The organism is uncultured Sphingomonas sp., assembly GCF_964021865.1.
GTDB lineage: Bacteria > Pseudomonadota > Alphaproteobacteria > Sphingomonadales > Sphingomonadaceae > Sphingomonas.
The window spans coordinates 1-26,235 of the sequence record NZ_CAXIAM010000047.1 but is presented as its reverse complement, the minus strand read 5'-3'; the positions used below and the strand labels follow the sequence as shown (position 1 = coordinate 26,235).

15 protein-coding genes are annotated in these 26,235 nt (G+C 66.3%); 6 read left to right on the top strand and 9 right to left on the bottom strand.

Features of this window, described 5'->3' with window-relative positions:
• The first annotated feature begins 148 nt into the window (after positions 1–148).
• A complete protein-coding gene (locus AADI75_RS12290; protein WP_341209308.1) occupies positions 149–412 on the top strand; it encodes a hypothetical protein in 264 nt (87 codons plus the stop codon).
• Here the strand turns inward: AADI75_RS12290 and AADI75_RS12285 are convergent.
• Positions 378–1,076 (bottom strand): methyltransferase domain-containing protein, encoded by a 699-nt coding sequence (locus AADI75_RS12285; protein ID WP_341209307.1) that lies wholly within the window; start codon positions 1,074–1,076, stop codon positions 378–380. The two genes, AADI75_RS12290 and AADI75_RS12285, sit on opposite strands and share 35 nt — an antisense overlap.
• Before the next feature lie 209 nt (positions 1,077–1,285).
• Between AADI75_RS12285 and AADI75_RS12280 the strand changes: the two genes are divergently transcribed.
• Positions 1,286–3,067, top strand: coding sequence for a M14 family metallopeptidase (locus AADI75_RS12280; protein WP_341209306.1), 1,782 nt, complete (start codon positions 1,286–1,288; stop codon positions 3,065–3,067).
• A 260-nt stretch (positions 3,068–3,327) separates the two neighbouring features.
• Here AADI75_RS12280 and AADI75_RS12275 read toward each other — a convergent pair whose 3' ends face one another.
• Positions 3,328–4,464, bottom strand: a complete 1,137-nt coding sequence (locus tag AADI75_RS12275) for a hypothetical protein (RefSeq protein ID WP_341209305.1) — start codon at positions 4,462–4,464, stop codon at positions 3,328–3,330.
• Positions 4,458–7,217: a TonB-dependent receptor gene (locus tag AADI75_RS12270; RefSeq protein WP_341209304.1), complete on the bottom strand. Its 2,760-nt coding sequence runs from the start codon at positions 7,215–7,217 to the stop codon at positions 4,458–4,460. The genes AADI75_RS12275 and AADI75_RS12270 overlap by 7 nt, the downstream gene beginning before the upstream one ends.
• A gap of 126 nt (positions 7,218–7,343) precedes the next feature.
• On the opposite strand from AADI75_RS12270, the gene AADI75_RS12265 reads away from it, so the two are divergent.
• A complete protein-coding gene (locus tag AADI75_RS12265; RefSeq protein WP_341209303.1) occupies positions 7,344–8,459 on the top strand; it encodes an ROK family transcriptional regulator in 1,116 nt (371 codons plus the stop codon).
• Here the strand turns inward: AADI75_RS12265 and AADI75_RS12260 are convergent.
• Complete coding sequence (locus tag AADI75_RS12260) at positions 8,386–9,627, bottom strand: MFS transporter (RefSeq protein ID WP_341209309.1); 1,242 nt, start codon at positions 9,625–9,627, stop codon at positions 8,386–8,388. The genes AADI75_RS12265 and AADI75_RS12260 overlap by 74 nt on opposite strands.
• 638 nt (positions 9,628–10,265) lie before the next feature.
• On the opposite strand from AADI75_RS12260, the gene AADI75_RS12255 reads away from it, so the two are divergent.
• Together AADI75_RS12255 and AADI75_RS12250 are read left to right on the top strand one after the other, a co-directional pair.
• Positions 10,266–11,753, top strand: coding sequence for an ATPase domain-containing protein (locus AADI75_RS12255; RefSeq protein WP_341209302.1), 1,488 nt, complete (start codon positions 10,266–10,268; stop codon positions 11,751–11,753).
• The gene (locus AADI75_RS12250; protein WP_341209301.1) at positions 11,750–14,086 is read left to right on the top strand and encodes a PAS domain S-box protein; all 2,337 of its coding nucleotides are present in this window, start codon (positions 11,750–11,752) and stop codon (positions 14,084–14,086) included. Before AADI75_RS12255 ends, AADI75_RS12250 begins: the two co-directional genes overlap by 4 nt.
• 6 nt (positions 14,087–14,092) lie before the next feature.
• Here AADI75_RS12250 and AADI75_RS12245 read toward each other — a convergent pair whose 3' ends face one another.
• The gene (locus AADI75_RS12245; protein ID WP_341209300.1) at positions 14,093–15,340 is read right to left on the bottom strand and encodes a hypothetical protein; all 1,248 of its coding nucleotides are present in this window, start codon (positions 15,338–15,340) and stop codon (positions 14,093–14,095) included.
• A 184-nt stretch (positions 15,341–15,524) separates the two neighbouring features.
• Between AADI75_RS12245 and poxB the strand changes: the two genes are divergently transcribed.
• Entirely contained in the window at positions 15,525–17,249 is a 1,725-nt protein-coding gene (poxB, locus tag AADI75_RS12240) for a ubiquinone-dependent pyruvate dehydrogenase (protein ID WP_341209299.1), read from the top strand.
• A gap of 53 nt (positions 17,250–17,302) precedes the next feature.
• On the opposite strand, the gene AADI75_RS12235 is transcribed toward poxB, so the two are convergent.
• Genes AADI75_RS12235 through AADI75_RS12220 form a run of 4 tightly spaced genes read right to left on the bottom strand, consistent with a single transcriptional unit; the run spans position 17,303 to position 25,632 of the window.
• Positions 17,303–19,504, bottom strand: coding sequence for a hypothetical protein (locus AADI75_RS12235; RefSeq protein ID WP_341209298.1), 2,202 nt, complete (start codon positions 19,502–19,504; stop codon positions 17,303–17,305).
• A gap of 5 nt (positions 19,505–19,509) precedes the next feature.
• Positions 19,510–21,009: a tryptophan halogenase family protein gene (locus AADI75_RS12230; RefSeq protein ID WP_341209297.1), complete on the bottom strand. Its 1,500-nt coding sequence runs from the start codon at positions 21,007–21,009 to the stop codon at positions 19,510–19,512.
• Positions 21,006–22,538, bottom strand: a complete 1,533-nt coding sequence (locus AADI75_RS12225; RefSeq protein ID WP_341209296.1) for a tryptophan halogenase family protein — start codon at positions 22,536–22,538, stop codon at positions 21,006–21,008. Before AADI75_RS12225 ends, AADI75_RS12230 begins: the two co-directional genes overlap by 4 nt.
• Positions 22,539–22,587: 49 nt before the next feature.
• On the bottom strand, positions 22,588–25,632 hold the full coding sequence (locus AADI75_RS12220) for a TonB-dependent receptor (protein WP_341209295.1): 3,045 nt from the start codon (positions 25,630–25,632) through the stop codon (positions 22,588–22,590).
• Positions 25,633–26,235 lie beyond the last annotated feature (603 nt).

Here is a 26,235-nt window from a genome sequence, read left to right as displayed (position 1 = left end):
AAGCGGCGACGTGTTCAATCCGGTGCTGGCAAAGAAGCTGCGCGACTAGGTGTTGTCGCGCGGCAATTCGCGATCCGGCAGAAAGCTATGTCGCGTTACGAGGACGGATGCCCGACGCGGGGGCGTTGTTGCGCAATCGGGGACTCGCGTGATGCTTCGCCGGCTGCTGGCCGCCCTTCCCGCCCCGGCGCTGGCCACCAACGAACCGCCGCCGGCCGAAAGCGCCGATCAGGGAGAGATCTTCGTCACGAGCGTATCCCAACGCGATCCGCGCGATTCCGCATCGTCGGTGTCGGTTCTGACGGGGGCAGCGCTCAACCGGTCGCTGCGCCCGCAGATTGGCGAGGCGCTGGCGCAGCTGCCGGCGGTATCGTCGATCAGCTTCGGCGCGCCACCCAACCTCGCCATGTGAAGGCGGCGTAGAATAGCTCCACCGCCTCGAATCCCGCATCGCGCAGACACGCCGCATCCTCCTCCGGCGTCAGCAGGGCGAGGCTTGCGGCCACCGCCGCACGGGCCTGCTCGGTCTGGGCCGGATCGGCCCCCGATGCGACGGCATAGGCCGCATAGCGCTCGAGCCAGCGGGTGCGGGCGGGCTCGTCCTGCGGGAAGCTCGAATGGACGACGACCAGCGGCGCGCCGGGCGACAGGCGCCGGTGCATCTCGCGCAAGGTGCGGACGCGCTCATCGCGCGCCAGGAAATGGAGCGTCAGAAGACAGGTCGCGGCGTCGAACGGACCGGCCGGCGCGTCGTCGATATAGCCCTCGACCAGATCGGCACGACCGGCATCGTCGCCCATCGCCGCGCGCGCGAGGTCCAGCATCGGGCCGGCCGGATCGACGCCGGTGAAGCGCCATCCGGGTTGCGCCTGCGCCAAGGCCGTCAGTTCGAGCCCACCCCCGGCCCCCAGTATCAGCACTTGCGCGTCGGCGGGTGCATGTTCGGCCAGCAGAATCGCCGTCATGCGATGCACCGCGTCCAGCCCAGGCGTGAAGCGACGCGGCCCATCGGCATAGTGCGCGATCCGCTCGGGATCGGAAAACATGTCGAGGAAGAGTCGGTTGCTGTCGGTCATCAATGGCACCTTGTCTAGAAGGGGTCGGGCGACGTGGAGGCGACCAACCCACGGTGCCACGTTATCCTGCCCGCACATGAAATGATACACTGTATCATTTGCGGGATGTGGCGGTAAGCGGCTATCGCGGCATCACCACCGCAGCAGTGGCCAACAGGACATCGACCGTGCAGCAGCCATATCTCTCCCTCTCCGCCCTCGCTCGCGGGATGGCGGCCCTAGGTGTCGCCCTCGCCATTCCGGCAGCGGCGCAGCCGGCGCCACGTTCTTTGTCGAGCGCGATCCTGCCACCGGCACTGCCCTGGTCGGGGGCGAGCGAACGCCTGATCGTTCCGGCGGGCGACCCCTGGATTACGCCGGCCGAGGCCGCGAACTTCGAAACGACGCCGCGCTATGCCGAGGTCCGGTCGTGGCTGGAACGGCTCGATGCGGCCTCGTCGCTCATCTCGGTGAAGACCTTCGGTCGCACCGCTGAGGGGCGCGAGATGATCTATGTCCGCGCCAGCAAGGGCGGCACGGGCAAGCCGGTGGTGCTGGTACAGGGCGGCATCCATGCGGGCGAGATCGACGGCAAGGATGCGGGCCTGATGCTGCTGCGCGACATTGCGCTACGCGGGAAAGACAATCTGCTCGACAAGGTCGATTTGGTGTTCGTGCCGATCTACAACATTGACGGTCACGAACAGATGAGCGCGTACAACTACCCGCATATTCGTGGTCCTGCGAACAAGGGGCGCGACGCCAATGCGCGCAACATCGACCTCAACCGCGATTATGGCAAGCTAGACGCCCCCGAATCGCGGGCGATGATCGGTCTCATCCGATCGCTCGATCCCATCCTCTATATCGACTGCCATGTCAGCGAAGGCTTCGACATGCAGTATGACGTGACCTTCACCTACGCCGGATGGGGCAGATATGCCCGCCACCGGGCGACCGCCGACTGGCTGGAGAGCCGGTTCGGACCGGCGGTGTCCCGCGCCCTAACCGCCGCAGGCCACACCCCGATCATCTATCCCAGCCCGATCGACACCCGGCATCCCGAAAAAGGCATTCGCTACAGCCCCGAAGGTCCGCGATATTCGACCGGCTATGGCGACTTTATCGGCATGCCGACCGTGCTGGTCGAGAACCATATGCTCAAGCCCTATCGCCAGCGCGTCCTGGGGACCTATGTGATGCTGGAGGCTGCGCTGAAGATCGCCGCGAGCGATGCCGCGCGCATTGCCGCCGCCAAGGCGACCGATCGTGCAAGCCGCCCCGCCGAACTGCTGACCCGCTGGAAGCCCGCCGCGACCCCGATCGGATGGATCGAGAACTTCAAGGGCGTGGCGTTCGACACCTATCGCTCCCCCGCGTCCGGTCGGGACGAGCAGCGCTGGCTGGCCAAGCCCATCACCTTCCGGATGCCGATCATCGGCCAGACACCGACCGAGAGCGTCCGTCTTCCCAAGGCATGGTGGGTGCCGCGTGAGCAGACCGAGATCATCGAGCGGCTGCGCCTGCACGGTATCCGCTTCGAGACGATCCGGACGCCACAAACCCGCACGCTCGACCATGTTCGCCTGATCGACCCCAAGCTGTCGCAGCCGAACGAAGGTCGCTATCCCATGACCGCCCGGTTCGAACATTTCGCAATGAAGGACACCCTGCCGATCGGGAGCATTCGCGTGCCCGCCGACCAGCCACTCGGACTGCTCGCCGCCTCGCTGCTCGAGCCCGAAAGCCAGGACTCGTTCCTGGCATGGGGATTCTTCCCGGAAATGTTGGCACCCGCTCCCAATACCGACGCCTTCGTGCTGGCCGCGCTCGGCGACCATCTGCTGGCGACCGATCCCGCGCTCAAGCGCCGCTTCGAGGCGAAGCTGCGTGACGAACCGGCCTTCGCCGCCGACCCGGACGCGCGACTGGCCTGGCTCTATGCGCAGGCCGGCCCCGGCCACCCCTACCCTCTTCGCTATCCGATCGCTCGCGAGGTCAGCGGCGGTTAAAAGGGCATCTCCATCAAGGCCCCACTTGAACGGCCCGCATGCCGATGGGAAACCGCGTCCCTGAGTTTCGGTCAGAGATCAACGGTGACATAGGCAGAGGCGACCCGTCCGGGTGGTCAGCACAAAACAATTCATTTCAAGCCGCGCCAAATCGAAATGATAACCGCCAAAGGCTTCAAAGCGTGACGGCGACCGTCGCTGTCCTCACCGCATTGAGCGACCTCATGATGTCGCCCGGCGAACGAACCGGTGGCTGTCGCTCATCGGCCCAGCGCCGGTTCGATCTGTTGCGGCGACACCGATGGCGCGCTGGCGGGCACGGCGGCCGGGGACAGTAGCAGGCCACTGTCCGTCGCATAGCGGAAGGTCTCGACGATATCGCCGGTCGTCACCGTCAGCACGCCATTGCTCAGATCATCGGCAACGGTGATGCGCTTTTCGCCGGTGCCGGGGCACAGGACCGTCGCACCATCGGCAAAGCCACCCGCCGAAACGGGACGGATCAGACAGGCACGTCCCTGCCCATCCCCGATCTCCAGCCAGCCTTGTTCGGTGATGCGGTGGGTGTAGGCGGTCACGCCGTCCGGCGCGATCGTGGCGAAGGTGTCGCCGCGACCGAACCGCCGCTCGGGCGCACCCAGCCCCTTCACCCCGACCATGTTGTGCGACAGCAATCCTGCCTGATCGATATAGTAATGGCCGATCTGCGTGCCGGTATTGCCTGGCCAACGCAGGTGCATGTGGACATGCGGCGGCGCATCGACATGGCCGTGGGGTGCGTTGGTGTCGAAACCCATGATCTGGATCGTGCCCCAGCCGCGCCGCACCGCCTGCTCACCGAGGCCGAGCGTTCTGACGACCTGCCGCTGCGCAAATTCAAGTGCGTTCGCCGCGCGTCGCTGAAGATCGGGGAAGTCGCCGGTCGCATAGGCCCCGGCCCGCCGTGCCGGATCGGCATGTTCGAAGCGAAGGACCATGCCCGGCTCGACGATATGGGTGGCGACTTCCGCGGCGGTGATCGCGTCCTGCGCCAGTGGTGGTAGCGCCACGAGGATGCGGTCACGGTCGGTCCGAAACGCGAGCTCTCCCGCTTCCAACAGCACCTGGCGGACGGTTGCCTGGCGTGCATCGAAGGCAAGTTCGATGGTGCGACGCCGCGGGACCTGAAGCGCGATCACCGTCTCGCGCGGATTGTCGGCGTTGAACAAGGGTTCGTCGACCACCCGGCAGGCTTTGCAGGATGCGGGATCGAAGCGGACGGGCACCTTGCCCGCCCCGTCGCGCTTCACGAATTTGAGGACGACGCGCACCTCGTCGCGGGGTGCCGCCGCCGCCGCGGAAGCGACGGTGGGGACCAGGGCGAGAGCGGCCGTGGCCAGCGTCAGCCGCTTCACCATTGCGGCTTCCACGACAGGCCCAGCCAGAAGGTGCGGCCGACGGGGAAGAAGTAGTTGACGTAGCCGCGGTCCACACCCTGTCGCACGATAAATGGCGATTTGGTGAGGTTCTGCACTTGGCCGACCAGCTCCACGCCCTCCCGCAGCGCCCAGCGTGCTTGCACGTCGACCTGCTGGCGGGGCTCCTGATACAAGTCGCGGGTCGGCGTATCGCCGTCCGCCGACTGCAGCGCGCGACCGATGCGGTTGTAAGACGCGCGCAGTTCGACCGGGCCGATCGCGTAAAAGGCGGTCAGGTTGGCGATATAATCCGGCTGCTGGATCAGCCCGCTTGTCTTACGCGTCGCGGGCAGGCCCGATGCGATGCCGGCAGCGCTGACCGGCTGACGATAGGAACCGTCGAGCAGCGTGAAGTTCGCGTTGAACCCCAGCCCCGGCAGCGCGGCGATGCGATCCATCGTGTACCCGATCTCCAGACCCTTCACGCTCGCCTTGGTCGCGTTGCGCGGCGTGGAAACGAAGACGGTCTGGTAGGCGACACCCTGGAAGGTCGTGGCCGGCCCCACCTGGCTGCTGGTGAAGATCTCGTTGCGGATGTCCTTCACAAACCCGGCGACCGAGATCATGCCGGCAGGCATGTACCATTCGTACGACAGGTCGTAGTTCCATGCCTCGCGCGGCTTCAGGTCGGGATTGCCGGTGCTGATCGTCAACGTGCCGTCGGTGCCGATCCCGAACGAGGTGCGCGCGGCATATTGGCTATAGTCGGGCCGACCGATCGTCTTCGACACGCCCGCGCGCACCCGCATCCCGTCACCGAGCTGATAGGTCGCCAGCGCCGAGGGCAGCCAGTAGCTATAATCGGTCGCTCGCCGCACCGGCTCATAGGCGGTTGCCCCACGCGCAGTCGGCGCCTGATTGGTATCCACGACCAGATGGGTGCTGTCGTAGCGGACGCCGACCTGCGCGTCGAAGCGATCGGCACGGAACAGCCCCTGCGCATAGACCGCCTTGGTCGTCTCCAGATCACGGAAATCGTCGGCGGCGTTGTTGGCGATCTGGTTGGTCGTCGTGAACGAGGCGCGATTGGTCTCGAACCGCTGCCACGCCGCGGGGCGGTTGATGAGCAGATAGGGCACCGCCGGGGTCAGATACGCCCCGGGTCGCTTGTCGTAGAGGATGCCAGACAAGGTGCCGATCGTCGCCTGCCCGGCGGTCGTGGCGGGAACGTATTCGATGTAGCGCTGATCGTAGGACAGATCGGTGCGCGTGACGGCGGCGCCGACGTTCGCACCGAAGCCGCGATCATCGGGCGTGGCGTTGATGCCGAGATTGACCTTGCCGAAATCGACGGTGGAATCGAGGTCGCGGTTGATGCTGCGGAAATAAAGCGCGCGGTAGCTGTCGGGATTTGTCGCAGCGGCCGTATCGTTGATCGTCAGCCGCGGCCGCCCGTCGACAATGGTGTAGCCATAGCCATAAGCGGGAAGGAACCCGGCGGATGACGTGCCGGCGCGCGGGTTGGTGTCGTATTTGATCATCTCGCGCAATTCGCGATATTGCGCCTTCGACCGCGCGAGCGTGGTGTCGAGGACGATGCCGCCCCCGAAATCGTGCCGTCCCTTGGCATCGATCAGCCAGGTATCGCGCGTGACGGGCTGATAGGTGAGCCCCTGCTGGAGATCGCCCTGCGCGAACGCGCCGCTGGTCGTGGTGACCGCGGTGGGCGCCCCTGTCGGCAGCGTCAGGATCTCGTAGCGGGTCTCGACATCCTTGTCATGGTAGTAGCCACCGAACAACGACACCTCGGTCGCGTCGTCGGGCCGCCATTCCAGCTTCAGATTGCCGCTGAGCCGGGTGCGCATATTCTCGAAAAAGTAATCCTGGTTGCGCACCGGTACGAGGAAGCCAGTCGACAGGTTGGGGAACGGCGTGCGCGCGCCAGCGGCGGTGAAATAGGACCAGCCCGCACCGTTGCTATCGCCGGGCAGTTCCGCACGCGCCGTCGAGGGCAGTCGCTGATACTCTACCGAGGCGACGATGCCGAAGCTCTGTCCAGGGCCGAACCGCAGCGCGCCGGTCGCATCGGTGCGGACCGACGCGCCCCCCTTCTCGATCAGCTTGCCGGCGGTGTCGTTGTAGCCGCCATTGGCGTTGACGACGAAGAAGCGATCACCACGGCCGTCGAACGCGCTTTTTGAGACGATGTTGATCTGGCCGCCCAGCGCATGAGGGTCGTATTGCGCGGTGACACTCTTGATTGCCTCGATCCGCGACACGAGCGAGGAAGGCAGCATGTCGAGCCGCGCGCCGCGAAATACCCAGTCTGGCGATGCGAGCGGGATGCCGTCGATCGTGACCAGATTGTAGCGGGGATCAAGGCCGCGGATCGTCGCGCGCTGATAGATGTCGCGGTTCTTGGTCGGATCGGCGCCGCCCACGACCGACACGCCGGTGATGCGCCGGCTCGCCTCGACGATGTTGAGATCGGGCAGCCGGCCCACATCGTCCTGCGAGATGGCGTCGAGGATCACCGCCGACTGGCGCTTAGCCCTGGTCGCCGACGCCTGCGATGCACGGAAGCCGGTGACGACGATATCCTCCCCTTGTTCCGGTTCGGCTGCGGGCGTCGCTTGCGCCGGGTCGGTCGCGGGCTCGGCTGGGACGGTCTGGGCGGATGCGGACAGCCCCCAGCCCAGCGACGTGCCGAGCAAAAAGAGGCCGGCCAGCCGTATTTGATGTGCGGAATTCATCTATATCACCCTTTCGAAATCTCCTCCTTATATATCGCTCAATATGATATTTATTTGACGATAGTGTCGGTGGTGAGAAGCTTCAGCGCTGGCACTCGGCTAATGTATTGAATCAAAGGGATATTAATGTCGGCATTCAAGTTGGCGGTGCGTAGCAAGGCGGTGTTGGCGGCGATCCGGCGGCGCAACAATGCGTCACGAGCGGAACTGATTCGCGATCTGGGCCTGTCGGGCACCGCGGTCTTCAGGGCTACCGAGGAGCTGGAGGCCGCCGGGCTGGTGAGAAGCGGGGAAAGCGTCGCGGCCGGTCGCGGTCAACCAAGTGCGATGATCCATATCCAGCCCGATGCCGCCTTCAGCATTGGCGTGTCGGTGATGACCGATCGCGCCGACGTCGTGTTGGTCGATCTTGCCGGCGTTATCCGCGCCCGCCGCGAGATCACGCGACCCGGCATGCCGCGGGCAGCAATGATCGATGCCGCGGTCGGCTTCGCATTTGAACACATGGCGTCGGTAGGGATCGACCGCCGCCGCCTGCTGGGGCTTGGCGTCGCGGTCGCCGGCTATTTCATCGGACCGTCGACGGTCAATCCGGGCCTAGAACTGGAAGAATGGGCACTCGTCGATCTCCACGAAGCGATCGAGCGCCAGACCGGCCTGCCGGTCGCGGTCGAGAACATCGCCAGCGCCGCGGCGCTGGGCGAACATATCCTGGGTGTCGCCGGCCGCTACGACAGCTTCTGCTACATCAATGTCGCCGCCGGTTTCGGTGCCGGCATCGTGATGAACGGCGCGCTCCTTCGCGGTCGCAACGGCAACGCGGGAGAGATTGCGGGACTGTTCCCTAGCAGCGGGCGCATCACGCCCAACCTCATGACGTTGCACGATCGGCTCACCGATCATGGCATCGCCTGCTCGGGCATCTCCGATCTGGTTGCGCGCTTCGACCCGTCATGGCCGGGGGTGGAAGAATGGCTGGCGGAGCATCAGCCCTCCTTCTCCTATCTGTTCGGCGCGCTTCGCTTCACGCTCGATTGCGAGGCTATCGTCCTCGGCGGGCGTTTGCCCAGAATGTTGGCGCAACGGATCGTCGATGCGATCGATCTGCCCGAAAATCACTGGCCGGTTCGGCGCCAGCGCCGCGCGCCGCCGATGGTGCTGGACGTCGCTAGCCTGGAGCCCGAACTGTCGGGGCCGCTTGGCGCGGCGTCGTTGATGTTCCACCAGACCGTTTTCGGCTGAGGATCAGGATAGCCGCGAGCACGAGACACACGATAGCGATAGCGGTCAGCGCGCCGACCATGATCAGCGATGGCGGCGACAACGGATCGCTCATCGTCTGACGATAGGGCGATGCCGCTAGAATATGCCCGGCGACCAGGAAGGCGGCGGCTTGCGCCGTTTTCGACACGCAGGTGAAGATGCCCACATAACGGCTGGCGCCGCCCTGTGCCGCCAGCGCCATCATCCCGCTCCACAGCATCAGCCACAATCCGCCCGATCCGATCCCGAAGGTCGTGCCGGCCAGGACGACGCCGACCACCTCGGACCGCAACGGGCTCAACAATATGACCGCCGACCCCGCCAGCGTGATCGCCGCCGCAATGAGGACCGCTACCGTGGACCAGCGGGGACGACACCACGCCCATAGGGGCTGGCTGATCGTCCCGCCGACCGCCGCCCAAAGCAACAGTCCCGCCCCCCCGCGGACGAACGCCGAGTAATACGGCTCGATCAAACGGAAGGCCGCGCTGGCGGCGATCATCGTCGCGAGCGCGCACAGGATCGTCGCGAAGCCCAGCCCGTCACCGGCACGCGCTGGCGCTTCGCTTTGGCATGCCTCCGCTGCCAACGGCGTGCGGGCCAGCCACCATGCGGTCGCGCAGACGAACAGCGACAGCGCCATGACCCAGGCCATCCAGCGGTGAAGATTGCCGTCCCGGATCAGGATCGGCGCGGCAATGACGCTAATCGCAATTGTTGCGACACCCGATGCGACGTTACGATGCGCCAGAAGCCGGCACCGTGCGTAATCGTCCAGCGACAACAATGCCGGTATGCTGTTCTGCGGCACGTCGAGCAGCGGATAGGTGGCGCGAAACCCGAGCAGCATTGCCAGTGCCCATGCCGATCGCACATCCGCTGCGATGAACGGGGTCGCGCAGAAGAGGACGAAGAATGCGCAGGTCAGCGGGCCGCCTATCGCCTGGACACGGCGGGCGTACGCCTCGTCCGTGATCCGGTGGCGTCCCCACATTCCCATCACGAAATCGGCCATTCCGTTGAGCAGCAGCGATGCCGCCATGATCCAGCCCATCGTTCCCGCGCCGATCCCGCAGATCTCGGTCAGAAAGAAACCGAACAACAGCGTGCTGGCATGCCAGAGCTGGCTCTTGGCATAATGGGCGATCAGATAGACGGGAAACGATGCCGCCAGATATCGTCGCGGTCGCTCTAACAGATAGGTGATAGCGTCTCCTGCGCCGGGTTAAGGAGGGGATCAGGATGACCGTCCGTTCCCCGGGCGTATGACATAGATCGAGATCATGAGAATGGCATGACAGTGGTGATGATGGCGGCCGCGCCTGCCCAGGATCGGCGCGCCGGAAGGCTGCCACTTGCATAATCGACATATCGCTTCGGGCGATCCCCTTGGGAGCTGCGCTTCGACTACGCCCTCTCGAGTTCGCAAGGCGACCGGGTTTGCAGAGCCAGATACGCTGGACGAGCCGCGCGTCCCGAAGTCTGCTCCCGACCCGGAGAGGCAATGCCCGCTGCCCGTCCGCTCCTCTTCATTGCGTTGATGCGGTAGCGCCTATCGTCTGGGCCGCCGCTTTCTCTATCCGGCATGTCGGATACGGACCCTTCGAGGCAGGGCAAGTCAAGGTTCCGCAAAACCGCCCTGCCCAACTCCCACGCTCGCAGTCTACCCACCGCCTGCAGGAACCTGTCTCCCCCTTAGATCGCTGATAAGGAAAATTACCCATTGCACGCCTACAAGTGCGATGACGTGCGCCACGCCGGCGGGCACAATGGGGGAGAACAGGATTGCCTTCTTTCGCGACGGACGATGCCCTAACCGGCACCAGCGGGCTCGACGATGTCCTCGGCGGCGGGCTGGAGCGCGCGCGGACGTTCCTACTTGAAGGCAGCCCCGGTACCGGCAAGACGACCATCGCGCTGAAATTCCTGGTAACCGGTGCGGCGGCGGGTGATCGCTGCCTCTATGTCACCCTGTCGGAAACCGAAGACGAGCTGCGCGCGGCGGCGAAGGCGCACCGCTGGGACCTGTCCGGGATCGAGCTGTACGAATTGATCCCGCCGGAAAACCTTCTCGACGACGACCAGCAGCAAAGCTTGCTCTACTCCTCCGATCTGGAGTTGGGGGAGACAACGAAGCGCATCTTCGAGGCGTTCGAGCGGATCAGGCCGGAGCGCGTCGTGATCGACAGCTTGTCCGAGATCCGGCTGCTCGCGCAAAGCTCGCTGCGCTACCGTCGACAGATCCTGGCGCTGAAGCATTATTTCGCGAAGAGCAACGCCACGGTGCTGATGCTCGACGACCTCACCACCGACACCAATGACAAGACCGTCCATTCGGTAGCGCACGGCGTGATCCGGCTGGAGGAATTCGCGCCCGAATACGGCGCGGAGCGTCGACGGCTTCGCATCATTAAATATCGCGGGCGGCGCTTCCGCGGCGGCTATCACGATGCGGCGATCGAAACCGGCGGGGTCCAGGTCTATCCGCGCCTGATCTCTGCGGAACATCGCACCAGCTTTGCCCGCGACGTGGTGACGACCGGCTCGGCCGAGCTGGACCGACTGCTTGGCGGCGGGATCGAACGCGGGTCGAGCGTGCTGGTGCTTGGGCCCGCCGGCACGGGCAAAAGCTCGATCGCGCTCACCTTCATCCAGACCGCGGTCGCGCGCGGCGAAAGCGCCGCCATGTTTGTGTTCGACGAGGAAATCGGCCTGTTGATCCAACGCGCACTGGGGCTCGGCGTCGATCTTCAGGCAATGATCGACGCCGGCAAGCTGTTGCTGCAACAGGTGGATGCCGCCGAACTGTCGCCTGGCCAATTCTGTGCCCAGGTGCGCCGTTGCGTCGAGGTTTATGGCGCGAAGACCGTCGTGATCGACAGCCTGAACGGCTATCAGGCAGCCATGCCGGGCGAGCAGGCGTTGATCCTGCACATGCACGAGCTTTTGCAATATCTGAACCGGCAAGGTGCGACGACCTTCCTCAGCGTCGCGCAGCATGGGCTGGTCGGCGACATGAAGACGCCGGTCGACGTGACCTATCTGGCCGATACCGTCATTTTGCTGCGCTATTTCGAGGCGCTCGGGCAGGTGCGCCGCGCCATCTCGATCGTCAAGAAGCGGACCGGCCCGCACGAAAACACGATTCGTGAATTCCGGATCGGCAGCGACGGCGTCACGCTGGGGGAACCGCTGACGAAGTTTCAGGGCATCCTGCGCGGCGTGCCCACGCTGCACGGCACCAACGACCTTCTGAACGGTGATCAGGCGTGAAGCGAACGACCGTCTCGGAACGGGCGCTCGTCCTTGCCCCGCGCGGTCGCGACGCGGGGGTGGCGAGCGAGATCCTGGCCGAGGCGCATCTCGAAACCACCATCTGCGCCTCGCTTGCGCATCTGGTCGCCGAGCTTGACCGCGGCGCAGCGCTGGTCGTCGTCACCGAGGAAGCGATTGCGACCGCCGACCTGTCCGCCGTCTCGGCCTGGCTGGCAAGCCAGGAGGAATGGTCCGATCTGCCCTTCATCCTTCTCACCCGCCGGGGCGGCGGGCTGGAACGCAATCCGGCGGCGGCGCGGCATCTTGAGGTGCTGGGCAACGTCACCTTCCTGGAACGCCCCTTCCACCCGACGACGCTGATCAGCATCGTGCGCTCCTCCGTTCGCGCACGCCGCCGGCGATATGAAGCGCGGGCGCGGTTGATCGCGTTGCAAGAAAGCGAGGCACGTTACCGCACGCTGTTCGAAAATATCGAGGTCGGCTTCTGCATCATCGACATGATCTTCGACGACGCCGGCCGCCCGGTCGATTATCGCTTCGTCGAGGCGAACCCGGCGTTCGAGCGTCAGGCCGGCTTTCATCCCGAGGGTCGCCGGGTGCGCGACATCGTCCCCGCTCACGAGCAGCATTGGTTCGACTTTTACGGCGAGATCGCGCGGACGGGCGTTCCCGGCCGCGTCGAGGAAGGCTCCGCAGCGCTGGCCCGGTGGTGGGACGTCCACGCCTTCCGCGTTGGCGATGCCGGCAGCAACCGGATCGCGGTCCTGTTCAACGACATCACCGCGCGCCGCGACGCCGAGTTGCGCTTGCAGGAGATGAACCAGACGCTGGAATCGCAGGTCGCGGCACGCTCGGCCGAGCGCGACCGGCTGTGGAACCTGTCACAGGATATGCTCGCGCGCGCCGACTATAGCGGGATGATGTCGGCGGTCAGCCCGTCATGGCAATGGGTGCTCGGCTGGGACAGCGAGGAACTGCTGTCGCGCGGTTATGCGACCTTCATGCACCCCGAGGACGAAGCGCCGACGCTCGCGGCGATCGAGGCGATGGCGCAGACCGGGCAGCCGAGCCGCTTCGAAAACCGCATCGCCACCCGCGATGGCGGCTGGAAGTGGATCGAATGGACCGTGGCGCCGGAGCCCGACGGCGAGAATTTCATCGCCGTCGGCCGCGACCTGAGCCACGCCAAGGCGCGCGAGGCCGAGCTTCAAGCGGCGCAGGAGGCGCTGCGGCAAAGCCAGAAGATGGAAGCGATGGGCAGCCTGACTGGCGGCGTCGCGCATGATTTCAACAATCTGCTGACGCCGATCGTCGGGTCGCTCGACCTGTTACACCGCAAACGCCTCGGCTCGGAACGCGAACAGCGACTGATCGACGGCGCGTTGCAATCGGCCGAACGCGCGCGGACGCTGGTCCAGCGCCTGCTGGCGTTCGCACGCCGCCAACCGCTACAGGCGATGGCGGTCGACGTGCCGCACCTCATCCACGGGCTGCTCGACCTGATCGGGTCGACAGTGGGGCCGACGATCGAGCTGAAGGTCGAGGAAGCGTCCGATCTGCCCCCGGCGAAGGCGGATGCGAACCAGCTCGAGATGGCGCTGCTGAACCTGGCGGTGAACGCGCGCGACGCGATGCCGGACGGCGGCACGCTGACGATCGCCGTCGCCCGCGAGTCCGTCCGCGAGCCGCGCGCCGGGCTGACCCGCGGACATTATGTGCGCGTCAGCATGCGCGACACCGGTACCGGGATGGACGAAGAGACCTGCGCCCGCGCGGTCGAGCCGTTCTTCTCGACCAAGGGGATCGGCAAGGGCACGGGGCTGGGGCTCTCGATGGTGCACGGCCTGGTGGCGCAGCTCGGCGGTGCACTGACGATCGACAGCGAAATCGGCAAAGGCACGACGGTCACGCTCTGGTTGCGCGTCGGCCACGACCTTCCGGAAGTCGAGCATCGACCGGCGCCGCTGGTCGAGCACCGCGACGCGCTCGGCATCGCGCTGCTGGTCGATGACGAGGATCTGGTGCGGATGAGCACGGCGCACATGCTGTCCGAACTCGGCTATGAGGTGGTGGAGGCGGCGTCAGGAGAAGCGGCGCTCCAGCTCGTCCGTGACGGGCTGTCTCCCGATCTGCTCGTCACCGATCATCTGATGCCGGGGATGACCGGTGCGCAACTGGTGGTGGTGTTGGGCGAGCTTCGGCCGTCGCTGCCGGCGTTGATCGTGTCCGGCTATGCCGAGGCGGAAGGGATCGATCCGTCGGTGCCGCGCATCACCAAACCATTTCGCTGCAGCGAACTCGCCGAGACCCTGTCGGAAATGCTGACCTGACGACCGCTACCGCCCGATCGCGTCAAGGACCGGGTCGCCCTCCGACGTGCGCTCCGCCTGCGTCATGTAGAGGTGCGGGCGATATGCTTCGCGCGGCAGCCCGGTGACGGTGAAAAGCTGCTCGGTCCCGATGTCCACCTGCGCGGCCGAGCCCTCAATCGTCTCGTTGCTCAGCGCGCCGAGCAGATGCGCGAGATCGGTCCCCACCGTCGTCGCGCCGATCGCGTCGAACCCGACCATCATCCCCTCGCCCATGCTGCCGGTCCAATGACCGCCCGCAACATAGACCTTGCCCGTGTAACGCTGCCCAAATGGCGCGACATATTCCACGAACTTGCGCGTCGGCCCCAGCACGCGCGTCTCATAAGGAATGACGTGCATCTGATAGGGGCGGTCGTGATCGACGAAATGCCCCATGATCCCGCGCGCCACGCTGGTGTTCCCGCCGCTGGGCGTGTTGCGCAGGTCGATCAGCAGCGACTCGCTGTCCGCCAACGACGCGAGCGCCGTCGAAAAGGCCTGGATCAACTGCTGGTTGCCGAGCGAATTGTTGATGCGGATGATCCCGATCGTGCCGTGCCGCTCGGTCTCCAGCAGCGGCCCGTCTTCGATCCGCGCCGCCTGCGCGTTCGCCGCGGCCAGCGTATAGACACGGCGGCGGCCGCCAGCGCGAACCTCGATCACGCGCGGCTGCCGGCGATGCCCGGCCAGTGCCATGTCGAGCGCGAACCCGATCTGCACCGGGCTCAGATCCCCGAACGCGCGCCCGGTGATCGCCGCGATCGCCGCCTCCGGTGACAGCCCGTCGATCCGCGCGATCGCCATGCCGGGCCGCAACCCCTTGGCCGCGGCGTCGCCGCCGGCGCGGACCTCCCCGATCAGGAACGCCTTGCCGTCATAGCGCCCGGTCATGTCGGAGGCGGTCGGAACGACCGACCAGTCGCCGGCATCCAGCGGCCCCACGATGAAGTGCGGATCTGCGAAATTGTGCGCCACCAGTTGCAGGACGTCGATGAAGTCCTTGTCCGACCGCGCCGCCTTGGCCTGATCCGCGAATGTCGCGAGAATGGCGTCCCCGTCGACACCGGGCCGCGCGAAATAGCCATAATTCTCGCGCAGCAGCTTAACGAACGATGCCCAGCCCTTCGCCGCATCGAACGCGGGCGTCGGGGGTGCCGCGTTCTGCGCCACAGCCGGCGTCGCGACGATCAGCGACACGGCGGCGAGCCATGCGACACTAGGGGCTTTGGTCATGGCTACTCCATCCGCGACTGACGCGCGGCTTGTGACCCACCGCACAGGGTTGATCAAGCAGCCGCCGCGCGCATGCAGCGCCTGCAAGCCAGCTTGTCCGTTTTGACGGGAGGCGAACCGCGCGGGCGGACGTTCTGTGCTCGCATTCGGGTCGACCGCCCGCCCACAACACGGACCACATGCCATGAGCAAGACGATCGCCGACCTCCTGAATGATACGCTGGTCGAGGCAGGGGTGAAGCGCATCTGGGGGGTGACCGGCGACAGCCTCAACGCCTTCAACGACAGCATGCGCCGCTCGGGCGAGATCGCGTGGATGCATGTCCGCAACGAGGAAGCCGGGGCGTTCGCGGCCGGGGCGGAGGCCGCCGCCACCGGCGCGCTGGCGGTCTGCGCCGGCAGCTGCGGGCCGGGCAATCTGCACCTCATCAACGGCCTCTACGATTGCCATCGCAACCACGTCCCGGTGCTCGCGATCGCCGCGCACATCCCGTCGAGCGAGATCGGGCTCAACTATTTCCAGGAAACGCACCCGACCGAGCTGTTCCGCGAATGCAGCCATTTCTGCGAGATGGTGCAGGACGCGCGGCAGATGCCTGAGCTGCTCCACCGCGCAATCCGCACTGCGATCGGCCAGCGCGGCGTCGCGGTGCTGGTCATCCCCGGCGATGTCGCGCTCCAGAAAGCGCCGGGGACCCGCGCCGTCCCCTTCCCCGCGCTCGCCACGCCGCGGCTGGTGCCCGACGAGGCCGCGCTGCGACAGGTCGCCGATCTGGTCGACGGGTCGAGAGCGGTGACGCTGCTCTGCGGCTCGGGCACGGCAGGGGCGCATGACGAAGTGGTGGCGCTCGCCGCCGCGCTGAAGGCGCCGATCGTCCACGCCTATCGCGGCAAGGAATGGATCGAATACGACAACCCCTATGACGTCGGCATGACCGGGCTGATCGGCTTCTCGTCGGGCTATCACGCGATGATGGACTGCGACACGCTGCTGATGCTCGGCACCGATTTCCCCTATCGCAACTTCTATCCCGAAAAGGCCCGGGTCGTGCAGGTCGACCGCGATCCCGGCGCGCTCGGCCGGCGCGTACCGCTCGATCTGGGCGTTGTCGCCGATGTGAAGGAGTTCGCCACTCGGCTGACCGCCCTCGTCCGCCCCGACCGCGACGACCGCTTCCTCGACAAGGCCCGCGCGCACTATTGCGACGCGCGCAAGGGGCTCGACGACCTCGCCACCCCGCGGGACGGCGAAAAGCCGCTGCATCCGCAATATGTCGCCGCGCTGGTCGATCGACTGGCGGCGCAGGACGCGGTCTTCACCGCCGATGTCGGCACGCCCGCGGTCTGGGCGGCACGCTATCTGACGATGAACGGACAGCGGCGGCTGATCGGGTCGTTCAACCACGGCTCGATGGCCAATGCGCTGCCGCAGGCGCTCGGCGTGCAGGGTGCCTTTCCCGGACGGCAGGTGGTGTCGCTGTCGGGCGACGGCGGGCTGGCGATGCTGATGGGCGACATGCTGACCGCGGTGCAGATGGAGCTACCGATCAAGATTGTCGTCTTCAACAACTCGACGCTCGGCTTCGTCGAGATGGAGCAGAAGGCGGCGGGCTATGTCGACGCCAACGTGTCGCTCAAGAACCCCGATTTCGCCGCGATCGCGCGCGAAATGGGCTATTTCGGCGAGCGCGTCACCCGCTCGGACGCGCTCGAGGCAGCATTGCGCGCGGCGTTCGCGCATGACGGCCCGGCGCTGGTCGACGTCGTCACGGAAGGACTCGAACTCATCATGCCGCCCAAAATCCAGGCGGAACAGGCCAAGGGGTTCAGCCTCTACGCCGCCCGCGCCGTGCTCAGCGGCCGCGGGGACGAGGTGATCGAACTCGCCAGGGCCAATCTGTTCCGCTGATCGGCGTGCCCGGCTCCGGGTCGGCGGCGGCCTTACGGTTGCCGCCGACGGCGTCAACGCCCGAGCGGGTCGCCGTACATGATCCCGCGCCCGTCAGTCCCGACGTACACCCTTCCGAATTGGCGGGGATCGCCGCTGATGGCGCGTAGCCGCAGACCCCATTGGTGCGCGTCGTCGTTGATCCGCGTCCAGCGCGCACCGCCGTCGATCGACCGGTAAATACCGCGCTGCGTGCCAACTGAACCAATTGCATAAAGCGCTGGCCCGTCGGCGCCGGCCGCGCCCTTGCCGAGCCCGAAGCGCGTAATGGCAATGCCTTGCGAGGCACGCGCCCAATGCTCCCCGCGATCGACCGAGCGATACAGGTTCTCTCCAACCAGCAGCCACAAGGCGCCGGCGTGCCCCGGCACTGCCACCAGCGGGTTGGCCGCCTCACGCCCGACCGCGCGCGCGCCGGACAGATCGGCGGGCAGCCCGAGGCCATCAACGGCATGGAACGTCGCCCCACCGTCGTCGCTCCGCAAGACGCGTCCGGCGTCCGCATCGACCGTGTAGAAGCGGCGCGGGTCCTCTTTGTCGGCGGTTACGCGCGCGCGGGTCGGTAAACCATTGACCGGAATCCAGCTTTTCCCGTGATCGCGCGTCAGCAACGGCTGCTCGGTCTCAACCAGGAAGGTTGCTCCGTCCGCTGAAACGCTGATCGCCGCACTCCCGGTCTGCGCACGCGACGGTGCACCGCCCTCTCCGGCTTGCACCGGCACCCGCAGCGGCTGCCATGTATCGCCGCCGTCCGCCGACCATGCCAGTGACGTATCGGGCACCACTGGCTTGTGCGTGTTGCCGCTGCGCACCAGCACCTGCGGCACGGTGCCGGCATAATCGAGCGAATTGGTGTTGGTCAGCATCGGGTTGCGATGCACATGCGGCGGCGAGCGCGTCAGCGCGTCGTGGCGGAACCCGCCGAGATCGCCGAAGCCCGACACCAGCGGCGCGCCGTCGGTCGGACTGATCAGGGTGATGATCGCGGTCTGCTCGATCCCGCGCGTCCACGGCGCCCAGCGCATCGCGTGTGACGCGGTGAAGTCGTCGGTGGCATAGACCGTCGCGCCGGTGACATAGGCCGAATGGCCGGCATCGAACGGGTCGATCGCCAATCCTGCGATCCAATGTCCAAAGTCGGCCTTTCCGTCGAAATCGAGGAACGGCGTGGCGGACACATCGCGGACGCTGTCGCGCGCCAGTTCGCGCCACGTCTGCCCGGCATCGGCCGAGCGCCACACCGTATCACCGGGGCGATAGCGGTTGACCGTCGCGACCGCGATCACCCGCGGATCGCGCGCGGCGACCGCCACGCCCATATAGCCGCCGGGCACCACCGCCGCCCCCTTCAACGGCGTGACGTCCTGCCATTCACCGCTGCGCGGATCGAGCCGCCATACCGCGCCGCGCGTGATCCCGTTGGGACCGATCGCATCACAATAGGTGAGCGTCAACACGCCGTCCGCGCCGACCACGCCCTTAACCGGCAACAGGTCCGCCGTCGGTCCACCCATCACCGCCTGCCAGCGCGCGCCGCCATCGTCGGAGCGGAACAGATGCCGCGCGCCCGCGTCGGCGCTGGCGACGAAGATCCGCCCGCGCTGCGCAGGATCGAACAACACGAACGACAGCCCGCCGTGCGTCAGCCGCGAGCGATCGGGCCGCCCCAGACCGGCCAGTGGAAAACCCGCAACCTTCTGCCACGTCGCGCCCGCATCGTCGCTGCGCCATAGGCCGTCGTGGCGCGATCCGAACAGCAACGTGGCGGTGTTGTGCGGGTCGATCGCCAGCCGCTCGCCCAACCCGCGGCCATCCTCGTTGCCGCCCATCGCGAACGGCACGATCGTCTTGCGCCAATGCGCGCCGCGATCGGTCGACCGGAGGATCGCCGCGGGGCCACGCGCCGACATCCCCGCGGCCAGATAGACGATGGTGGCGTCGCGCGGATCGGGCGCGATGCTTTCGATCCCCATGAAGTTCGACTCGGCCTCGTCGTCCTGCAACGGCTGCCAGCGGCGGCTACGCGCGTCCCAGCGGTACGCGCCGCCCATGTCGGTGCGCAGATAGGCCAGCCCGCGCTCGACCGGGCTGAACACGATCCCCGGCGCGAACCCGCCCCCGCCCACGACGACATTCTGCCAATGATAGGGCGTGGTTGGCGGCGCAGCACCCGTGCAGGCGAGCATCGCCAGCGCGATCAGGAGCGCGCGTCGCATCATCGTCATCCCCGGCTGGCGCTGGCGCAATGCCGCGCGATGAAGGCGGCGTGATCGGGCATCGCCGCCGCGGTCTGCGCAATCACGCCGCGCAGATGGTGGAGGAACCGCCGCGCCTCTTCTGCGGGCAGCGCGGCGAGCAACGGATCGAGCGCCGCCGGCGCCGCTTCCTGCCCCGCCATTACCGCGATCCAGCTGTCGTCGGTGAACAACTCGCCCGGTTCGGGCAGCACGCGCCCGCGCTCGCGCCATAGCGCCAACTTCTCGGAGAGCGTGTCGGGCGGCGTCATCGTGCGGCAATGCTGCCAGAAGGGCGTGTCGTCGCGCACGGTGGCGTGATAGTGGAGGATGATAAAGTCGCGGATCTGGCGATATTCGGTGCCGAGCAGGCGGTTGTAGGTATCGCGCTCGACGATGGCGTGCGCGTCGCTGGGGAACAGGCTCATCAGCCGCGCGATGCCGGACTGGATCAGGTGAATGCTGGTCGATTCGAGCGGTTCGAGGAACCCGCCTGCCAGCCCGATCGCGACGCAATTGCGCTCCCACAGCCGTTCGCGCACGCCCGCGGTGAAGCGCAGCGCCCGCGGCTCGCCCAGCGCCGCACCGTCGACTCCGCCGAGCAGCGCGTCGGCGGCCTGCTGGTCGTCGACGAACGCGCTGGCATAGACGTGGCCGTTGCCGACCCGGTGCTGGAGCGGGATGCGCCAGCGCCAGCCAGCCGTCTCGGCGGTCGCGCGCGTATAGGGGAGCAGCGGTGCGGTCGAGGCGCTCGGCACCGCCAGCGCGCGGTCGCACGGGAGCCAGTGCTGCCAGCTGACGAACGGCACGCCCAGCGCCGCACCGAGCAACAGCGAGCGGAAGCCACTGCAATCGACGAAGAAGTCGCCCGCGATCTTGCGTCCGTCCGTCAGCACGGCCGCCGCGATGTCGCCGCTTTCCGGAGCCAACTCGACCGCGCCGATCCGTCCCTCGATGCGCGAAACGCCCTCGCCGACCGCGCGCTCGCGCAGGAACGCCGCGTACAATCCGGCGTCGAAATGAAAGGCATAGCGTAGCGACGACAACACCGCCGCCGGGTCACGCGACGGTCGCGTGAAGCGCGCCTGCCGCGCCGCGACCGCGGTCAGGCAATAATCCTCCAGCGCGCCCGCCCCGTCGCCGTCACGATCCGCGCGTGCCCAGAGCTGGTGGAACTTCACCCCCTGCACGTCGCGCCCGAACGTGCCGAACGGGTGCAGATAGCGTTCCCCGATGCGCCGCCAGTCCACAAACTCGATCCCGAGCTTGAACGTCGCGCTCGTCGCACGCACGAACGCGTCCTCGTCGATGCCAAGTCGCTGATTATAGTCGTGGAGCGACGGGATCGTCGCCTCGCCGACGCCGACCGTCCCGATCTCTTCGGACTCGACCAGGGTCACCGCGATGCCAGCATCGGTCAGCCGCGCGAGCACGGCGGCGGTCATCCACCCGGCGGTGCCACCCCCGACGATGACGACCCGCTTCACGCCGTGCCGAACCCGCGAACGCGCGCGTAATCAATGAGCTGCCGGTTGCTCGGCAGATTGGCGACCGCGAAGGCCGCCTGTCGCTCGACCTCCGCGAACGCGCGCCGCGCCTCGTCGGCATAGCGATACGCCCCGGCGCGGGCGGACAAATCCGTTTTCCAGCCCATGCCGTACAGCACATATTGCCAGCTGGCGTCGGTGAAGATGTCGACGTTGGCGTCCATGTCGATCTCGGTCGGGGGACGGAAACGCCAGCGTTCCAGCATGTCGTGGAGGCTGTCCGGGATCGAGGAAGCCGCGATATTATCGCACCAGAAATCGGAATCGCGCCGTTCGGTGATGCAATAATGCAATTTGATGAAGTCGCGGGCGCGCTGGTACCGCTTCAGCATGTTGGCGTTGAACTGCCGCGCCGAGGTCTCGTAATCGCCGCCCCACGGGAACAGGTTCGCGACCATCCCCGCCGCCACTTCGGAAAAGACGATGCCGGTCGCCTCCAGCGGTTCGAAGAACCCACTCGACAGCCCGATTGCGACGCAGTTGCGATGCCAGTTGACCTCGCGATAGCCGGCCTCGAAGCGGATCTTGCGCGGCTCCAGATCCCGCCCGGTGTAGGCGCGCAGCAACTCGGCCGCGCGTGCGTCGTCAGTGTGCGCCGACGAATAGACGTGCCCGACCCCGCGGCGGCGATCGAGCCCGATGTCCCACATCCACCCCGCCTCCTGCGCGGTGGCGACGGTGTAGCTGACGATCGGCTCGCGCTCGTCGCGGTACGGCACCTGCACCGCCAGCGCGCTGTCGCAGAACAGCACGTCGCGGCACGACCGGTACGGCATCCCCAGCGCCTTGCCGATCAGCTCGGCGCGAAAGCCGGTGCAGTCGATGTAGAGATCGGCGGTCAACGTGCCATGACGATCGGTGACGACCCCGGCGATCGCGCCGTCCTCGCCGACGATCACGTCGTCGACGCGCCCGTCGAGATGCGTCACGCCGCTCGCCACCGCCTTGTCGCGCAGCAGCGCGGCGAGCGCGACCGCATCGAAGTGAAAGGCGTAATTGAGCGGTGCGACATAATCGGGATGGCTGGGCAGCTTGGGCGCGCGGTGCGCGTCCGCGGCCTTCTTCTGCGGGCTGCACACCGCGTCCCAATTGTCGGTGCCGCCGTGACCGAGCAGCCAATAGGGCAATAGCTCGACCCCATTCGCCGCCTCTGCGACCTGAAACGGGTGGGTATAATGATCCGGCCCGGCCGTGCCGGGGGTGAAGCGCCAGTGCGCGAACTTCGCGCCCTGCTTGAAGCTCGCGCCGCAGTGACGGACGAGATCGGCCTCGCTGATCCCGATCGTCGCCAGTGTCTGGCGGATCGTGGGAAAGGTCCCCTCTCCCACGCCCAGAATGCCGATGTCGGTCGATTCGATCAGCGTGATCGCCGCCCCACCGGGCAGGTCCGCGCCCAGCCGCTTCGCCAGATAGCCGGCGGTGAGCCAGCCGGCGGTCCCGCCACCGACGATCAGGACGCGCTTCTTCATCACCGACTCCTTCGCAGGCCCGCCCGACCGGGCGAGCCTGCGCATCCTATCAGAACGACAGGTTGATGCCGGTGCTGATCCGGCGATCGGCCTGGAACCAGCTGCGCCCGACCAGCTCGCCGCCCGGATAGCCGCCCATCACCGTCCGCTGCGTCGCGGCGGTCAGGTTCGTGCCCTGAATACCGAACGAGAAGTTTTCAGTGACCTTGAAGCGGACACCGGCGTCGAGCGACCCGTAATTATCGCCATAGACCGGCAGCGCGATCTGGATCGGTGTCGCGGACCCCGCGCTCGCATAGTAGTTATAAGACGGGTTCGTCCCGTTGCTGTTGGTCGACTGCAGGTAGCGCGAGCGCCACGAATAGGCGACGCGGAAGGAAATCGGGTTGCGTTCGTAGAGCAAGGTCGCGTTGAGATTGTGCTTCGACAATCCGACGAGCGGCGCGTCACGCTTCACCACACCGTTGATGTCGCGATAGAAGTCGCCCGGGTTCGAGCTTTCGATGAAGGTGTAATTGCCTTCGAAGCCGAACCCGCTGAGCGCGCCGGGCAGCATGTCGAGGAAGAAGCGACCGCCGACCTCGACGCCCTTTACGGTCGCGGCCCGGTCGGCGTTGACGTAATCGCTGGCCGAGGCGTTGACGCTCTCTGTCGTGCCGTCCCCGAACACCACCGTCACCTGACGCTGGGTCAGTGAGAAGATCGGCAGGTTGGTGATGCGCTTGTAGAACGGCGCGAGGTGGAACGATGTGCCGGGGCGCGGATAATATTCGAGCGAGATGTCGAAGTTGTTCGACATCGTCGGCTTCAGCAGCGGATTGCCGGTGTCGGCGGTGAAGTTGGTGAAGATTGGCGGGGTCGACGAACCGGTCGTTGCAACACCCACCGAGCCCGACGAACGCAGGGCGTTGAACGTCGGCAGATCGAGCGTGATGTTGTACCCGCCGCGCAGCTTGATGTCGCTGGTCGGCGAGAATTCCAGGTTCACCGACGGCAGGAAGCGCGTGAACTCGGCCTTGCCGCTGCGCGGTACCACCGCGCCTGCCAGCGTCTGCTGCACGCCGTTGCGGATGAAGGTGTTGCCGTTCTGGCGGATAAAGCCGGAACCTTCGTTCTTGATGTTGACGACGCGCAGACCGACGTTGCCCGAGATGCCCGGTGCATCACCCTGCGGGCCGAAGCGCACCAGTGCGTAGCCGGCGAGGTTCTCGGTGCGGTTGTTGACCTCGTCACCCTGCCGGAAGCCCGACGGGATAATGCCCTGATTGCCGCCATAGCCGCTACCCGCCGGCAACTGCCCCTGCGAAGAGCAGTTCGACCACAGCGGATTCTGAATCTGATTCGCCGGGTTCGTGGGATCGGCGATGAATTGCGGACCGCAGAAGCCAGCCGGCGGCGAGGCGACCAGCCCGGTGCGGTCGCGCACATAGCGGCGCGCCAGCGCCTCGCTGGCGAACATCAGATTGCCCGGCAGCGTCGTGTCGCCGCGGAAGAAGTCGTTGAACGCGTGGTAGGAGATATCGCCCGGCGCGGCATTGGAATAGCTGAGCTGCGGATCGCCGTTCCAACCTGCCCCCAATGCGGACCAGTTGTAGCCGTTCGCGAAATCGCGCTCGGTGCGCTTGGCGTAACGTCCGCCCATCTTGACCGAGCGGAAGAAGCCGTCGTCGAACTTGTATTCGAGATCAACCTGCCCCGCGTCGAGCCGCCCGGTGTTGTTCTCGTTGTGCGGCATCGACGCCGTCCACAGATAGCTCGCCGGATCGGCGAAGCCGGCCTGCGTCGCCTGCGAGACGGTGATCCGCGGCAGATCGCCGGTCAGGTCCATCCCGAAGCCCGAGCCGAAGCTGACGCTGCGGAAGATGTCGAGCCGGTCGTAGATCTGCTTGGAATCGACGCGCTGCAACGAACCGTTGATCCGCAGACCGCTGTCGTCGGGTGCATAGGCGAAGGACAGCGAATAGTCGCGGGTCACGGTGTTGCTGGTGACGAAACCCTTGTTGCCGCTGCTCAGCACGTTCCCGCCAGGGAGGAACGTGCCCGTATCGCGGTTGAAGAGCGAGTTGGTCTTGAGCAGCAGCCCGTTGTCATCGAACTCACTGGTCGACGGATCGACCGCCAGCGTCTGTGACGACACCTGCGCGCCATAGTCGCTCGACTGGCTCTTGTACCGCGATTGGAAAAAGCTGCCGGTGAAGGTCAGCGCCTCGGTCGGCGCCCACTGCACCGCCCCGTAGATACCGTAGCGGCGGTACTGGAACGCCTCGTCGCCATAAGTGAATCCGCCGGGGATATAGTAATCGTTCGAATTGATCCGCGTCTTGAAATACGGCTCGGTGCGGATGAATTGCGACAGCGAGCTGAACTGGCTGTAGGCGACATCCGCCAGCACGCCGATCCGCCCGATGCCGGTGTCGAACGACTTGGTGACCAGCACCGATCCCATCGGATCGGCCTTGTTCGCCATGTCGCCCAGGCTCAGCTCACCAGTGCCCGCGACATGCCAGTCGCCGTTGAAGTCGAACGGCATCTTGGTGCGCAGGTCGATCTGTCCACCGGTACCGCCTTCGATCAGATCGGCGGTGGACGCCTTGTAGACGTCGACCGCGGCCATCAGCTCCGGTGTGACGTCGCTCCACAGGATCGCGCGGCCGTTGTTGGCGCTGAAGATCTCGCGGCCGTTCAGGCGCGAGGCGACGCCGGTCAGGCCGCGCACCTGCACACCCGAGCCCTGCACCGAATAGTGATCGGGATCGCCCAGCGCGGCGAAGCGGACGATCGACACGCCAGAGACGCGCTGCAGCACCTCGGTGATCGAATTGTCGGGGAGCTTGCCGGCATCGTCGGCAACGACCGAGTCGACGATCGTCTCGCTGCGGCGCTTGCGCTCGTCGGCGGCCTGCAACGCGGCCCGGCGACCCGTGACGACGACGTCGCCCGCGCCGGAGTCCTCACCGATGGCTTCCTGCGTGGTGCCGACCGTGCCCTGCGGCTCGATCTGCGCCTGCGCCGATGTGGCGAACGCGACCGCGGCCAAGGCGATCGTCGACACGCCGCGACGAAGCGCACGCGAGTGATGACGGTACGAAATCATATCCCCCCCTTAAATCTCACCTGCGCTTAGCGCGTTCTCGGTAGCGCTCCCAATACGCGTCCTTTTTCATAAAACAAAGCATTTTATAGTATTTGGTAAAACGATGAACAATGAGGGTGTGGAAGCCCCATCCCACGTCTTCGAACCACGTATGAACAATGTTAGCGCCAACATAAGGGGATAATCGATCCGGCTCAGTGCTTTGCAAACGATCGACATCGACCCTTTGGACGGACGGGCTCTTCCGATAGGGATGCTAAGCTGCCGGTTCGCCGAGCGGCAATTCAGGCATGGCGCCAGCGGGCAACGATTGTCGCCCCTCGACTGACCACGTCCGCTCCGACCCATCCAGTGGCGCCGGACCCGATCCCTCTTCCAACGGTCGACTCCGCCCTCTACGACATCGGACAAGGTGGCGTGGGAGAGCGAACGGCGTGACAGGGACAGGGATCAATCGACGTCAGGCGCTTGTCGGTGCGACGACGGCAGGCGTGATTGCTGGGTCGACGCGCACCGCCGACGCAGCGGCAACTCGCGGGTCGACCGCTCTGCTGGCGCCGCGCCCGCCGATGGGGTGGAACAGCTGGAACAGTTTTGCGACGA